At 56.6% G+C, this 14,142-nt stretch carries 9 protein-coding genes and 2 tRNA genes; 7 read left to right on the forward strand and 4 right to left on the reverse strand.

Annotation, left to right across the window (positions count from 1 at the left end; genetic code table 11):
- Positions 1 to 104: 104 nt before the first annotated feature.
- Both ACTNBZ_RS01165 and ACTNBZ_RS01170 read right to left on the reverse strand, forming a co-directional pair.
- A tRNA-Met gene (locus ACTNBZ_RS01165) sits at positions 105 to 181 on the reverse strand.
- Positions 182 to 184: 3 nt separating this feature from the next.
- A tRNA-Leu gene (locus ACTNBZ_RS01170) sits at positions 185 to 273 on the reverse strand.
- 392 nt (positions 274 to 665) lie between these two features.
- On the opposite strand from ACTNBZ_RS01170, the gene prfB reads away from it, so the two are divergent.
- From prfB to ACTNBZ_RS01185, 3 genes are all read left to right on the forward strand, one after another.
- Positions 666 to 1,787, forward strand: a complete 1,122-nt coding sequence (gene prfB, locus ACTNBZ_RS01175; RefSeq protein ID WP_441207802.1) for a peptide chain release factor 2 — start codon at positions 666 to 668, stop codon at positions 1,785 to 1,787.
- Positions 1,788 to 2,214: 427 nt separating this feature from the next.
- A complete protein-coding gene (locus ACTNBZ_RS01180) occupies positions 2,215 to 5,268 on the forward strand; it encodes an alpha/beta fold hydrolase (protein WP_441207803.1) in 3,054 nt (1,017 codons plus the stop codon).
- Between the two features lie 110 nt (positions 5,269 to 5,378).
- Positions 5,379 to 7,571, forward strand: a complete 2,193-nt coding sequence (locus tag ACTNBZ_RS01185; protein WP_441207804.1) for an S-layer homology domain-containing protein — start codon at positions 5,379 to 5,381, stop codon at positions 7,569 to 7,571.
- A gap of 423 nt (positions 7,572 to 7,994) precedes the next feature.
- On the opposite strand, the gene ACTNBZ_RS01190 is transcribed toward ACTNBZ_RS01185, so the two are convergent.
- The gene (locus ACTNBZ_RS01190) at positions 7,995 to 8,378 is read right to left on the reverse strand and encodes a winged helix-turn-helix transcriptional regulator (protein WP_441207805.1); all 384 of its coding nucleotides are present in this window, start codon (positions 8,376 to 8,378) and stop codon (positions 7,995 to 7,997) included.
- 378 nt (positions 8,379 to 8,756) lie between these two features.
- Between ACTNBZ_RS01190 and ACTNBZ_RS01195 the strand changes: the two genes are divergently transcribed.
- Together ACTNBZ_RS01195 and ACTNBZ_RS01200 are read left to right on the forward strand one after the other, a co-directional pair.
- A complete protein-coding gene (locus tag ACTNBZ_RS01195; protein ID WP_441207806.1) occupies positions 8,757 to 9,314 on the forward strand; it encodes a manganese efflux pump MntP in 558 nt (185 codons plus the stop codon).
- Positions 9,301 to 9,888 carry a TetR/AcrR family transcriptional regulator C-terminal domain-containing protein gene (locus ACTNBZ_RS01200; RefSeq protein ID WP_441207807.1) on the forward strand — a complete coding sequence of 196 codons (588 nt, stop codon included), beginning with the start codon at positions 9,301 to 9,303 and terminating at the stop codon, positions 9,886 to 9,888. The genes ACTNBZ_RS01195 and ACTNBZ_RS01200 overlap by 14 nt, the downstream gene beginning before the upstream one ends.
- Positions 9,889 to 10,052: 164 nt before the next feature.
- Here the strand turns inward: ACTNBZ_RS01200 and ACTNBZ_RS01205 are convergent, their stop codons facing one another.
- Complete coding sequence (locus ACTNBZ_RS01205) at positions 10,053 to 11,078, reverse strand: hypothetical protein (RefSeq protein WP_441207808.1); 1,026 nt, start codon at positions 11,076 to 11,078, stop codon at positions 10,053 to 10,055.
- Between the two features lie 269 nt (positions 11,079 to 11,347).
- Between ACTNBZ_RS01205 and ACTNBZ_RS01210 the strand changes: the two genes are divergently transcribed.
- Together ACTNBZ_RS01210 and ACTNBZ_RS01215 are read left to right on the forward strand one after the other, a co-directional pair.
- Positions 11,348 to 12,703 carry a radical SAM protein gene (locus ACTNBZ_RS01210; protein ID WP_441207809.1) on the forward strand — a complete coding sequence of 452 codons (1,356 nt, stop codon included), beginning with the start codon at positions 11,348 to 11,350 and terminating at the stop codon, positions 12,701 to 12,703.
- Position 12,704: 1 nt separating this feature from the next.
- Positions 12,705 to 13,574 carry a DegV family protein gene (locus ACTNBZ_RS01215; RefSeq protein WP_441207810.1) on the forward strand — a complete coding sequence of 290 codons (870 nt, stop codon included), beginning with the start codon at positions 12,705 to 12,707 and terminating at the stop codon, positions 13,572 to 13,574.
- Positions 13,575 to 14,142 lie beyond the last annotated feature (568 nt).

Here is a 14,142-nt window from a genome sequence, read left to right on the forward strand (position 1 = left end):
GAAGATATCTTTTTTTTGTGCAGTCAAAACTGGGCACGAAAAAAGCCCGGAAACCGCATGGTTTCGGGCTTTTTCGGTGCGATATCTTTTTTGGTCGCACAATGTGGTTGCGGGAGTAGGATTTGAACCTACGACCTCCGGGTTATGAGCCCGACGAGCTACCAAACTGCTCTATCCCGCGATATGGTGCCGGAGACCGGGGTCGAACCGGCACGGGAGTTGAGTCCCACAGGATTTTAAGTCCCGGGCGTCTGCCAATTCCGCCACTCCGGCATCTTCCAGTCTCGCACTCTTCCTGAGTGCCTAATCAGAATATCACATAGCACAGAGAATGTCAAGCATTAATTTTCGGTTTCGGAGAGGACCAAAGAGGATTGAAACTGGACACGCATGAACCGGGACGGACGGCATATACTGGTTTGCAGCGCCAACACAGTTTGGATCCGGAGGGAGGGAAGATCGATGCCTGAACAGGAGGAGAAACAGACTGCTCCCAGCACCACGCCGAGAGAAGATGTAGACGACCTGATTTTCCGCACGGAGCCAGGGTGGCTGGCCAGCGAGCGGTAGGGTCAAAACGTTGGTTTTGGTACGGTTTTACTTTACATTCGTGCCGCCTTTGTATATAATAAAAAAGCTAATCAATCAAAGTGAGAGTGTATAATATGCTTCAATTTGACGAGTATAAAGTAAAACTGAACAACATCACGCCGGATCTGGACGACCTGGATCAGGCCCTGGGGCTGGCTGCCGCTGCCCGGGAAGTGGAGATGCTGGAGTCGGAGAGCGCCTCAGACGGATTCTGGAACAATCTCGAAAAGGCGCAGAAGGTCCAGCAGCGCATCTCCCAGCTCAAGGGAAAGCTGGAGGGGCAGGAGCGCCGCCGGGGCGAGTGGTCTGACCTGATGACGCTGTGCGAGATGGGCAACGAGGAAGAGGATATTTCCCTCCTGCCCGAACTGGAGGAGGGCTTTGCCCGGCTGGAGCGGGAGATCGAGGAGGCACGCCTGTCTTCTCTGCTCACCGGAGAGTATGATAATTCCAACGCCATCCTCACCATCCACGCCGGCGCCGGCGGCACCGAGGCCCAGGACTGGGCCCAGATGCTCTACCGCATGTACACCCGCTGGGCCGAGCGCCACGGGTATGCCTGCAAGACCATGGACTACCAGGACTGCGAGGAGGGCGGCATCAAGAGTGCCACCATCACCATCTCGGGTGAGAACGCCTACGGTCACCTGAAGAGCGAGCACGGTGTCCACCGTCTGGTCCGCGTCTCCCCCTTCGATGCCCAGGCCCGCCGCCAGACCTCTTTCTCCGCGGTGGAGGTCATGCCCGAACTGCCCGATGATGTGGAGGTGGATATCCGCCCCGAGGACATTGAGATGCAGGTCTACCGTTCCTCCGGCGCGGGCGGCCAGCACGTCAACAAGACCTCCTCCGCCGTGCGCCTGATCCATAAGCCCACCGGCGTGGTGGTTTCCTGCCAGACCGAGCGCAGCCAGTTCCAGAACCGGGACAACTGTATGCGCATGCTCCGCTCCCGCCTGGTACAGCTCAAGATGGAGGCCCATCTGGAGAAGATCTCCGACATCAAGGGCGTCCAGCTCAAGATCGAGTGGGGCAGCCAGATTCGCTCCTATGTGTTCATGCCCTACCAGCTGGTGAAGGACAACCGCACCGGCTATGAGACCAGCAACATCAACGCCGTGATGGACGGCGACCTGGACGGTTTCATCAACGCCTACCTGAAGGCCAGCGCCACCGGCAACTGGGCCGCCAAGTGATCTGATATATTATATATATTATATATATTATATATATTATAAAGGTAAGACAGCGCCCCCGGCGCAGGCGTAAGCCTGTACCGGGGGCGCTGTTATTTTGAAAAGGTTTTGGGTTCCGTCCAGGGTTGGGCCGTGCCGGAAGCCTCCGGAGGTGATAATGGAGAAACAGTGCCTTATGAGACCGGCGGACAGCAATGAGCCCGCTTCCACACCGGAAAAACACATTCAGCGCTCTGAAAAGAAGCGGCCTGCCTGGATACGGATCCCCTTTGTCTGCTTCTGGGCAGGAGACAGGTGACATAACGTAAAAATATTGGAAAATTGCACGGGCGGGGCTTGTATTCCCGTAACCGTTTTGTTACTATTAGAGTGTCCAAGTTTGGGGAAGCTACCCCGGATACGACGAGACGAAAGGTGGAATGTTTGAATGAAACGCACAAGCAAGCTCCTTTCCCTGTTCCTGGCGCTGACCATGGCCATCGGCCTGGTCACTCCCGCCATGGCAGTGGAGGTGCCCGAGGCTGGCGACAGCATGGCGGGCAAGGTAGTCATCCTGCATACCAACGACACCCACGGCGGCGACGCAGCCGGTGAGAAGAGCATCGGTACCGCCGGCGTGGCCCAGCTGAAGAAGGACTTCGAGGCGGCCGGCGCCACGGTCCTGCTCCTCTCCGCCGGCGACGCCATCCAGGGCGACCCTCTGGTCAACCTGGACAAGGGCGCTTCTGCCATCGAGTTCATGAACGCCGCGGGCTATGACGCCATGTGCCCCGGCAACCATGAGTTCGACTACGGCCGGGACAACCTGGAGGAGCTGGCCGGCAAGGCTGAGTTCCCCATCCTGTGCGCCAACCTGGTGAACAAGAGCACCGGCAAGCCCATCTTCGAGGCCAATAAGGTCTTTGAACTGGAGGGCGGCAAGAAGATCGGCGTGTTCGGCCTGGCCACCCCCGAGACCGCTTCCAAGGCCAACCCCAAGTATGTGGAGGGCCTGGAGTTCCTGCAGGGCGAGAAGCTCTATGCGTGCGCCCAGAAGCAGGTGGACGAGCTGAAGGCCGCCGGGTGCGACTTCATCGTCTGCCTGGGCCACCTGGGCGTGGACGAGGGCAGCGAGCCCAACCGTTCCATCGACGTGGCTTCCCACGTCAACGGCATCGACCTGTTTGTTGACGGCCACAGCCATTCCGACAATGAGACCATTGCCGCCGCCGCCGGCGGGAGCAATGTAGTCAACGGCGCCCTCATCGTTTCTACCGGCACCAAGCTGGCCAACGTGGGCGTGTATATCTGCGGCGAGGAGCCTGAGTACGGCTATGTCAGCGCCGGCGAGTACACCGGCAGCGACCCCGATGTAGCCAAGCTGATCGACGAGCGCAGCGCCGCTGTGGACAGTGAGCTCTCCGCGGTCTTTGCCAAGAGCGAGGTCCTGCTGGACGGCAACCGCGCCCCCGGCGTCCGTACTCAGGAGACCAACCTGGGTGACTTCGCCGCCGACGCCATCCTGTGGCAGGCTCGTGAGTACCTGGGCGGCGATGACAAGGTGGACGCCGCCTTCACCAACGGCGGCGGCATCCGCGACTCCATTGCTGCCGGCGACGTGACCATGAAGACCATGAAGACCGTGTTCCCCTTCGGCAACGCCGTCTACACCCTGGACCTGACCGGCGCGCAGATCCTGGAGATGCTGGAGGCCAACACCAACACCACCCCCACCGCCAACGGCGGCTTCCCCCAGGTGTCCGGCCTGAGCTTCACCATCGACACCACCGTCCCCTATGTCAACGGTGAGAAGTACGGCGACACTACCTTCTACGCTCCCGCCGAGCCCGGCGCCCGCGTGAAGGACGTGAAGGTGGGCGGCGAGCCCCTGGACCTGGACAAGACCTACACCCTGGCCACCAACGACTTTACCGCCGCCGGCGGCGACGCCTACTATGTGCTGACCCAGGCCGCCAACGGCTACAACACCACCGTGTCCCTGGAGGACGCCCTGGTCAACTACACCCGCGAGGTCCTGGGCGGCGTCATCACCGCTGAGAAGTACGGCGAGGCCGCCGGCCGCATCACCATCGTCAAGGACATCCTGTCCGACTACACCGACCTGGAGTCCGGCGCCTGGTATGCCGGCGCGGCGCGCTACGTGCTCACCGAGGGCTATATGGCCGGCACCGGCAAGGGCAACTTCGCCCCCAACGGCACCGTGACCCGCGGCACCGTGTACCAGACCCTGTACAACATGGCCGGCAAGCCCGCCGTGGCTGAGCCCGCCACCTTCACCGACGTGGCCGGCAAGTGGTATGCCGATGCTGCCGCCTGGGCCGAGGACGAGGGCCTCACCACCGGCACCGGCAAGGGCGAGTTCTCCGGCGACAAGGCCATGACCCGCCAGGAGCTGGCCAAGGTCTTCTCCGACTATGCGGCCATGAACTGCATCCTGTCCACCGGGGAGGGCGATCTGTCTGCCTACAGCGACGCCGACCAGGTGGCCGCCTGGGCCAAGGACGGCGTGGAGAGCGCCGTGGCCCTGGGCATCATCAAGGGCAACAAGGACAAGCTCAACCCCACCGGCACCGCTGTCCGCACCGAGCTGGCCCAGATCCTGAAGAACTACGACGCCCTGGAGCCCACCTATGTGGAAACCGTGGTTTCCATTGAGGTCCCCGCTCAGGACGGCATCCCCGCCCACACCGTGCCCGGCACCCTGACCCTGCCCACCTCCGCGTCCAAGGACGCCCAGGTCCCCGGCGTGGTCATGCTGCACGGCACCGGCTCCAACCGGGATGAGGCCGGCGGCGGCTACGCCATCGCCGCGCCCGTCATGGCAGCTTACGGCATCGCCACCCTGCGCATCGACTTCATGGGCAACGGTGACTCCACCGCCAGCTACACCGATTACTGCTTTACCTCCGCCAACATTGACGCCAAGGCCGCTGCCGACTATCTGGCCAAGCTGGACGTGGTGGACGGCGACGCCCTGGGCGTCATGGGCTGGAGCCAGGGCGGCACCAACGCCCTGCTGGCCGCCGCGGCCTACCCCGATACCTTCAAGGCTGTGGTCACCTGGGCCGGGGCCATGCGGCTCAACGGAGCGGATTTCTTCGAGGACTACAACGCTGCCTATGAGACCGCCAAGAAGGACGGCTACGTGGAGCTGACCTTTGATTGGCGCGAGCCACTGCACATCGGTCCCCGCTGGTTCGAGGAGTGCCTGAACACCGATAAGGCCGCCGAGGTGGCCAAGATCAAGGGGCCCATCCTGGCCATTAACGGTCTTTCCGACACGACCGTGACCCCCGATAACGCGGATCAGATCGTGGCTGCTTCCACCAATGACGCTTCCATGACCTACTTTATCGAGGACTGCGACCATACCTTCAACGTGTTCAGCGGCGACTTCAGCGCCCTGGGCGAGGCTGTGGGCGCCGGTATCGCCTTCTTCCAGGAGGTCCTGGGCGGAGTGAGTGCTGACGCCGCCGCCTGATCGGAACCCCTATCCGGCATTAATTTGACTCCATAACATCAGCTGGGACCGGCCCGCGCCGGTCCCAGCTGAGTTATACTGATTTATTTAAGGAATGAGGTGCGTAAAGTATGAAGAAGCAGATCCTGTCCCTGACCCTGGCGGGCACGATGATGCTCTCCATGGCCGCTCCCGCCCTGGCTGCCGAGGGCAAGGGCTTTGCCGATGTGGCGGAGGACGCCTGGTATGCCCCTGCCGTGGCCTACGCGGCGGAGAAGGGCCTGATGGCCGGTACCGGCGCGGACAAATTCTCCCCCGACGGCACTGTGACCCGGGGCACTGTGTTCCAGACCCTGTACAACCTGGCCGGCAAGCCCGAGGCCGGTGAGACCAGCTTCGTGGACGTGGAGGGCAAGTGGTACGCCGCTGCCGCCGCCTGGGCCGAGGCCCAGGGCCTGGCCGCCGTCCCCGCGGACAAGACCTTTGCCGGCGACCGGGCCATCACCCGCATGGAGATCGCCGCTATCCTGGCCCGGTATGCCGAGACGGCCCATCTGCCCGCCGGCGCCGACCACGGCAAGACCGAGAGCGCCCCTGACTATGCCGCTATCCCCGAGTGGGCCATGGAGGGCATGGAATGGTGCGTCAACACCGGCGTCCTCAGCGGCGACAGCAAGGGCAGCCTGAACCCCGCCGGTACTGCCCGGCGCGCCGAGCTGGCCCAGATGCTCAAGCAGTTCACCGGCATGGAGATCGTGTCCATGGCCGACTACCTGAAGGAGCATGAGGACCAGTTCTTCCTCACCGGCAAGACCGAGTACACCATCCAGGGCAAGATAGTATCTGCCGAGACCCACATCCACAATGAGCTGGAGGATGTGGACTACACCGTTACCGACGATGGCGTCAGCGTGATCCTCAAGGGCACCGTGGGCGAGGAGTGGGTGACCAAGCTGGAGAAGGTTCTCAAGACCTATACCAAGGCCGATGGCTCCGCCCTCACCGCCGAGGATTTCACTGACAGCAAGGATACCTACATCGACCTGAAGACCAAGGCCAATCCCGACGCCAACTTCGCCTGCTATGTGCCTGCCGGCACCGCGGTACAGGTGGACACTGCCTGGGGCGACGTGCTCTACGCCAACCGCACCGGCGTGCCCCACGGCTCCGGCGACTATCTGGTGTGCAGCAACAAGGACGGCAAGCCCGACTTCTCCGACGTGTGGGTGGTCAACGGCGCGGTCTTTGACTCCACCTATGACATGAGCCGCGCTCCCCGGATGGGCGCTGTGAAAGAGATCGAGAAGTACGGCCACGCTGTGCTGGACATCACCATCGAGGACTTTGAGAAGGCCGGTTTCGAGCTGGGCGACACGGTCAACGTGACCTTCGACAACGGCTATGAGCTCAAAGGGATCCCCTTCTTTGACGGCTATTATGTAGCCAAGGGCGAGCCCATGCTGCGCGCCTATCCCGGCCACACCAACATCGCTGTGTGCATCAACTACGGCAAGCTGAATGTGGTGGCCAATGTGGCTCCCGGCAGCGTGGCCGCCGTCTCCATGGCGGTCAAGGGCGGCGAGAAGGCCGCCCAGGAGCTCAACTCCCTGGTCTATACCGATGAGCGCGGCGACTACGCCAGCGACGAGATCTTTGCCAACTTCCGGGTGGTCTCGGTGGGCGATCTGGGCGAGGGCGCCCTGGTCCGCTCCGCCAGCCCCGTGAGCAACGAGCACGGCCGCGCCGCCTATGCCGACGCCCTCATTGAGAAGGCCGGCGTAGCCGCTGTCCTCAACCTGGCCGATACCGACGAGGAGATCCAGGGCTACATCGCCGGGGAGGGCTTTGCCTCCGGGTACTACAAGAGCCTCTATGAGGACGGCAAGGTCATTGCCCTGGGCATGCCGGTGGACTACTCCTCCGACAGTTTTGGTGACACGCTGGCGGGCGGCCTGGCCCGCCTCTCCGAACTGAAGGGCCCCTATCTGGTCCACTGCACCGAGGGCAAGGACCGGGCCGGCTTCACCTCCGCCCTGCTGGAGTGCCTGATGGGCGCCTCCCTGGAGGAAGTGGTGGCCGACTACATGGTGTCCTATGAGAACTATTACGGCGTCACCAAGGCCGGTGACGGCGAGAAGTATGATCTCATCGTCAATAACAACATCATGGGCATGCTCCGGGCCATCGCCGGTGTGGATAAGTCCGCCGATCTGGGCCAGGTGGACCTGCAGAAGGCTGCCGAGAGCTACCTCACCGCCCACGGTATGACCGCTGAGCAGGTGACCGCCCTTAAGGCCAATCTGTCCGCCCCCGCGGCGGAGTAAACGCTCCCATACATCAAAAAACGTGCGCCGGTTTCCGCCTTAACGGGGACCGGCGCACATTTTTATTTTTCGGGCAGTTTTGCCCAAAAACCTTGCACCCGAACAAAGCTGTAAGCCTTGGCTTTCAAGGCTTACAGCTTTGTTCAGTACGCATTATGATAGACACCTGCAAACATCCAATGCCCAGGATGACCGTAGCCGCCATGGGGACATGGCCATCCGGCTGTCCCTGATGGAACAGGAAGCCGCAACAGATGCCGGTCACAGAATCGGTAAACGCGGAGATGGGACCAGGCCGCCGTCATAAACAGCCGGGACCCGGAAGGTACTTTACGCTTCGTCAGCGTCGATGTGCGCTCTTTTTCCGTATACTGCTGTGGAACTGATGGTCATGATACCCCATTCCATTCGCCTCATGTCGATTTATAAATATTTGCTTCCCCACAAAGCCATTTCATAAAAAATGGGATACAACTCTTTTCCGCTGTCAGAGAGAGAATATTCCACGTGGGGAGGGATTTCATTGAATTGCGCCCTTAAAACGATCCCCTCCTGCTCCAACTCTTTTAATGTGTTTGCGAGCATGGTGTTGGTGATATCGCCGATGCGCTTTTTTAATGCACCAAAACGTATCGTATCCACTTTTGTTAATTCAAAAATAATGCGGATATGCCACTTGCCCGAAAAGATATTGAGCAGTTTTTTCACTGGGCATTCAGAGTTTAAATCCGTTTTGGCAACGCCGCGGCAGCAAAAGCACCCCATCAGCCTGATTTGGAGAAGATCATTTACGTTGGCTGACCGCATGGGAGCAGGCTGCGAAAATAATGGTGCAGGCAGCCTCAGCGTCAATTTATAAAGCAGTATATTCCGGGCGCAAACGCTTTTCGTGGGACAGTTTTTCCTGCTGCCCAACTTTTACTCACTGAGTCCAAACTATTACATTTTGGGACAAAAAGACAAAATTGTCCCAAAGAGTTTTCCCCGGCGGCGTTGATTTTTAGTGCTCCTTTTGCTATATTAAAAAGAAATAAGGGAGTAGTCAGCACAGCTTTGTGTGATGAAGTCAACAGACTGGAGTGTATCCTGGCCTCATCTTAAATGGCGAGATTTATCTGCGGCAGCGGGTGGGTCTCGCATTTTTATATCCTCCGTTGTCGAAAACCGTCAAAGAAGTCATGATGTATGGGATTAGGAGAATTGCTGATGATTGCAGTAGGACTGTCTATGGATGCGTTTGCGATCGCAATTTGCAAAGGTCTGTCCGTGGGCAGGTTGGAGATGAAGCACCTTTTATGTACAGGCCTTTGGTTCGGTGGAGCGCAGGCCCTCATGCCGCTGTTGGGTTATGCATTGGGGACCGGATTCCAGTCGCTTATCGAGCAAATCGATCACTGGGTCGCATTCATTCTGTTAGGACTGATTGGCCTCGGGATGATCAGGGAGTCCGGAGAACAGTCAAAACCGCTGGACGCCTCATTTTCCGCGAAAGTGATGTTCCCCCTGGCGATTGCGGACAGCATCGATGCGCTTGCCGCCGGGGTGACGTTTGCGTTTCTGGAAGTCGGGATCATTCCGGCCATCGCTGTGATCGGCGTGATCACATTTCTCCTGTCTGCTGTGGGCGTTAAGATCGGAAATCAGTTTGGAGAAAGGTATCGTTCAAAAGCAGAATTGGCAGGCGGCATTATTTTGATTCTCATGGGTGTGAAGATCTTGCTGGAGCATCTTGGATGCTTATGACGAAAGCGGGGTGACAAAATTGCCTGACTCCGGTATCACAAAACGGGCATTGGCGAATGCCCTGAAGGAACTGGTAGTGACCGAACCATTTTCCAAAATCAGCGTTGCGGATATCTGTGAGAAGTGCGATATGAACCGCAAGAGTTTTTATTACCATTTCAAGGATAAATATGATCTGGTCAATTGGATCTTTGATACAGAGTTCATTGCGGTGGCCGTGAAAAAAGATTATGACAACTACTGGGATAGGGTCGCCGGTATTTGTCAGTATTTTTATACCAACCACAATTTCTATCGCAAGGTACTGAATGTATCGGGGCAGAATTCTTTTTATGACCATTTCAGTGAGGTCGTGAGACCTGCGATCGCCTACCGCATGGAGGGTGTGTTTTTCTCTGATAAGGCCAGAGAGTTGCAAGCCAACTTCTTTTCCGATGCACTGGTCATGGCGGTGCAGCGATGGCTGCAGGACAAAGAACCGATGCCCGTCGGGGAGTTTGTGGAACAGGTCAGACTCTGTATGCAGCTTTTCCTGGATCGCCTCAATCAGCTGAAAGAAGAAAATGTGATATGACGCAAAAGGTGAAGGCCCGTTTAAACGGTACCCTTCACCTTTTTCCTATCTTAATTCTGAATTACCATAATACTTACTATATGTAAAGCGCGGATCCCGCTCTTTTAAATGAGATCCCCACCAATTCGATTGTCTGCTCGACTTGCTGAAGCGGCTGTGTTCCATCAACAGTTTTGGCTGTGTTTGGGCAGTGCTTTTTTGAACAGAGTCTTCAAGTCGCTGCTGAACAAATTGTACGCAGTTGCTTCCTCTCTTGTATGCCAGTTGTGAAGATATCCGTCGGAATTGAAGGCTACGGTGCAAGGCTCGGTAGAGATCACGCCGTCGATCATACTGGAATCGTAAGTGAGCTCCCATGGAACGGTCTGGACTGCCTGTTCAGCGCGCAGAGCACAGACGTCGGCATAGACCTGTTCGCGCGTTTCAACGGGGCAGCCTCTCGCCGCTGTGAGCGCAGTAAAGAAAGGGTGCATTTGTTCGGCGCTATAGAACAGGTCCCCACTGGAGATCTGCGCTTCATCTTCTGCGGTGTAAGCAAAATACACGGAATACAGAAGCTTTCTTTCCCGCAGCATTTGACATACACCGGCTGTATCGTAGTCCAAGCGCAGGGTCAGCATAACATTGTTCAGCGGGCTTATTTCGTCTAAAAACGTCTGTGTAATGTCCCGGGGATCGCAGAGAAGAATGAAGGCGCAATCCGCATGTGCTTTCACCAAGGGAAGAAGGATCTCGGGCTTTTCTCCGGCGCACATCTGCCATGTGTATATTCCCATCTGCTTGCCCTGTGTGACTGCAGATTGATATGCTTCCTGATGCGCCAAATATTGTTGCGGGTCCATCATGAATGTGACCGACCAGGGCACATGATATCCCTGCTCTTCCTCGATCTTGCGGATCGTTTTTGCTCCTGACGTGCAGCTGTTGTACCCAAGATTTATGCCAAATGTGACGATGCGGTCCGTATCGATGTGTGTTACAGCATCATAGACCAGATCGTAATAGCGGCTGTTTTCGTTCTTCAGCATCTTTTGCGCAGACCGGAAAAAATATTTCTGGAACCTTCCTTCGGCAAAATTCAGTGCCATATCAACCAGATTCCGTGTGCTTCGTCTTGGCGAATCGCTGATATCCCGGATGGCTTTGCGAACTACTGTTTCAATAATTGCCCGTGAAGTGGCATTTTCCATAGAGGTTCCTTCTTTCGTAATAATTGCCATCTTTGTTCCAAATGCCGATTGGATAAATATACGAATAAAAGGATATCTGTGTTGACAGCATTCCTCAAGGGACAAACGGCCCATTGTGTCCCAAAAGGTAACAGTTTTCCTTTTTGTCGCATTTTGGGACAGCAATATTCACCTGTCCCGTGATTTTTCTGCGGTGCGCTCCTATAATTTGCTCAAGTTGATTTTCTGAAAAATATCATGACATAGACATATCAGAAAGGAAGATCTCTATGAGCAGCATCAAAGACACCATGCAGAATTTTGCAGTCAACCAGGCTCTCAAATACATCGAAGGCAACCCCGAGGAGAACATCCCCAAACTGATGGCTCTGGTGGACAAATGCTCTCCCGACGGCTGGTACGGGAGCCAACGCGATGCAATCCGAACGGTCATCGACGAAAAGGGCAATTGGTATCAGCTGATCCTCAAGCTGTACGAGCTGGACCCCGGTGTACGCAAAGCCTTTCTCCAGAACTTCCTGCTCAATGCCAGCCTGAAAGGCAGCGCCACCCAGGAGGAATGGTCAAGGAAGGAAGGCTGCAATGTTCCCTGGGCCATCCTGCTTGACCCTACCTCTGCCTGCAACCTGCATTGTACCGGATGCTGGGCTGCCGAATACGGCCATCAGCTGAATTTGAGTCTGGAGGACATTGACTCTATCATCCGCCAGGGCAAAGAGCTGGGCACATATATGTATATCTACACCGGCGGTGAGCCCCTGGTTCGCAAGAAAGATGTGATCAAAATCTGTGAGATGCACCCGGACTGCGAGTTCCTGTCCTTCACCAACGGCACTTTGATCGATGAGGAATTCTGCCGGGAGATGCTGCGGGTGAAGAACTTTGTCCCCGCCATTTCGCTGGAGGGCTTTGAAGAAGCCAATGATTCCCGCCGCGGCGATGGCATTTATCAGAAGGTGGCTGACGCTATGCAGCTGCTGAAGAAGCATAATCTGCCCTTCGGTATCTCTGCCTGCTACACCAGCCGGAATTATGCCGACATTTCCAGCGAGGAATTTTTCGATTACATGATCGACTCCGGTGCTCTGTTCGTGTGGTTCTTCCACTATATGCCGGTGGGCAACGACGCCGCTGCCGAACTACTGCCTACCCCCGAACAGCGTGAGACCGTGTACCGCCGCATTCGGGAGTACCGCAGCACCAAAGCCATCTTCTCCATGGATTTCCAGAATGACGCCGAGTTTGTCGGCGGCTGTATTGCCGGCGGCCGCCGTTATCTGCACATCAATGCCAAGGGCGATGTGGAGCCCTGTGTGTTCATTCACTATTCCAACTGCAATATCCATGACGTCAGCCTGCTGGACGCGCTGAAGAGCCCTCTGTTCATGGCTTACCATGACAATCAGCCCTTCAACGAGAATATGTTCCGGCCCTGTCCTATGCTGGAAAACCCGGAGCGAATCCGCAAGATGGTCAAGGAGACCGGCGCTGTCAATACCGACTACATGAATCAGGAGGGCGTGGATCATCTGAGCGATAAGACTACGCCTTATGCTGAGGCCTGGAAGCCCAAGGCCGATGAACTTTGGGCCGAGCGATGCGCCAAATGCGGAAAGTGCAAATAAAATGAGCTATCAGATCTTCACGGATGCCACAGCAGACCATAGCAGTTCTATGATGACTGGATTGCCTCCGGTGGAAGTCATTCCCATGCAGGTGGAAATCGGGGGCCGTGAGTACACTTACGGCCCCCATGGGACGATCTCTGCGGAGGAGTTTTATGCTTTGCAAAAGGCGGGAAACTTTGCAGAAACTTCGCAGATCAATCTGGCTGTATATTTTGAATGCTTTGAGCCCTGCTTGAAAGAAGGGAAAGACATTCTGTATCTGTGCTTTTCCTCCGGTATGTCGGGAACATATCAGTCAGCGCAGATCTGTGTTGAAGAGCTCCGAAAAGAGTATCCCGACAGAACGATCATCTGTATTGACACCCTCGACGCCTCTGTCGGCGAGGGACTTCTGGTCTGCGAGGCCGCCAGGAAACAGGCAGAAGGATTTTCTTTGCATGAGTTGGCGGATTGGGTGATGGAACACCGTCTTCAGGTTTGCCACTGGTTCACGGTAGATGCGTTCGACCATCTGCATCACGGCGGCCGCGTTTCAGCTGTTGCCGCTGTGGTGGGGACGATGTTGAGCGTAAAGCCTTTGCTGCACGTAGATGAGGCGGGCAAACTGGTTGTCACAGAGAAACCTCGTGGTCGAAAACGGGCCATCGCCGCACAGCTTGCCCGGATGAAAGCAGGATGGACACCGGACACCAGCAAGCAGGTGATAATCGGTCACGGCGACTGCCCTGACGGGGCGCAGCAGCTGAAAAAAACTGTTTTGGCTGAATTCCACGATGCAGAAATTGCTGTTGCAGACATTGGTCCCATTATTGGCTCTCATACCGGCCCTGGTATGCTGGCGCTGATCTATTGGGGAAGCAACCGCTAAAAACAGGAGGACTATTTGGAGACCGCCTCAACTGCCAGCCTCATGTCCTGCGTCATAAAACTTTTAGCGGGGATTTCCGGCTGTGTCCTGAAGCGGCTGCCGGTATTCTGACTTTCATTTTTAGAAAAAGATAAAAATCTTTAGCCGCCGGTTGTGGTTACAGCCTGCGGCTACAACAAAAATAAAGCCGGAAATCAAGTTCAGTGACTTGATTTCCGGTTCTTTTATTATTCAGCAGGTGCTCATACGCTGCCTGTTCCGTTTGTCCTTCCGCTGCGGGAGTCCTCCATATGTCACCGTACTTCTTTCTGGCGACAATATCGCAGCAGGCCTTATCAGGATCATCTGCCAGAGGACATTCACAATAGCTGCTGTACGTACCACCTTCAAACAAAAAGTACACCCCGCAGAGTTCCCTGTTGCCATCCGTCCTGCGGTATGCCTCGGCTCATCTGTATGGAGTCAGAGGGAACAACAGATTTGTCTCCGCTGCCGTACAGGGAAAGATAAGCGCTGCGCCCTTTTTGTGATCGATACCGGGCAGGATGATCTTTGAAAAAGACATCTG

This window comes from Pseudoflavonifractor sp. HCP28S3_F10 (assembly GCF_052065415.1).
Taxonomy (GTDB): domain Bacteria; phylum Bacillota; class Clostridia; order Oscillospirales; family Oscillospiraceae; genus Pseudoflavonifractor_A.

What these genes read in the sequence shown, in the direction of transcription:
- prfB (WP_441207802.1), top strand. Translation starts at nt 666, where the DNA reads ATGCTTCAATTTGACGAGTATAAAGTAAAACTGAACAACATCACGCCG.
- ACTNBZ_RS01180 (WP_441207803.1), top strand. Translation starts at nt 2,215, where the DNA reads ATGAAACGCACAAGCAAGCTCCTTTCCCTGTTCCTGGCGCTGACCATG.
- ACTNBZ_RS01185 (WP_441207804.1), top strand. Translation starts at nt 5,379, where the DNA reads ATGAAGAAGCAGATCCTGTCCCTGACCCTGGCGGGCACGATGATGCTC.
- ACTNBZ_RS01190 (WP_441207805.1), bottom strand. Translation starts at nt 8,378, where the DNA reads ATGCGGTCAGCCAACGTAAATGATCTTCTCCAAATCAGGCTGATGGGG.
- ACTNBZ_RS01195 (WP_441207806.1), top strand. Translation starts at nt 8,757, where the DNA reads ATGGGATTAGGAGAATTGCTGATGATTGCAGTAGGACTGTCTATGGAT.
- ACTNBZ_RS01205 (WP_441207808.1), bottom strand. Translation starts at nt 11,078, where the DNA reads ATGGAAAATGCCACTTCACGGGCAATTATTGAAACAGTAGTTCGCAAA.
- ACTNBZ_RS01210 (WP_441207809.1), top strand. Translation starts at nt 11,348, where the DNA reads ATGAGCAGCATCAAAGACACCATGCAGAATTTTGCAGTCAACCAGGCT.
- ACTNBZ_RS01215 (WP_441207810.1), top strand. Translation starts at nt 12,705, where the DNA reads ATGAGCTATCAGATCTTCACGGATGCCACAGCAGACCATAGCAGTTCT.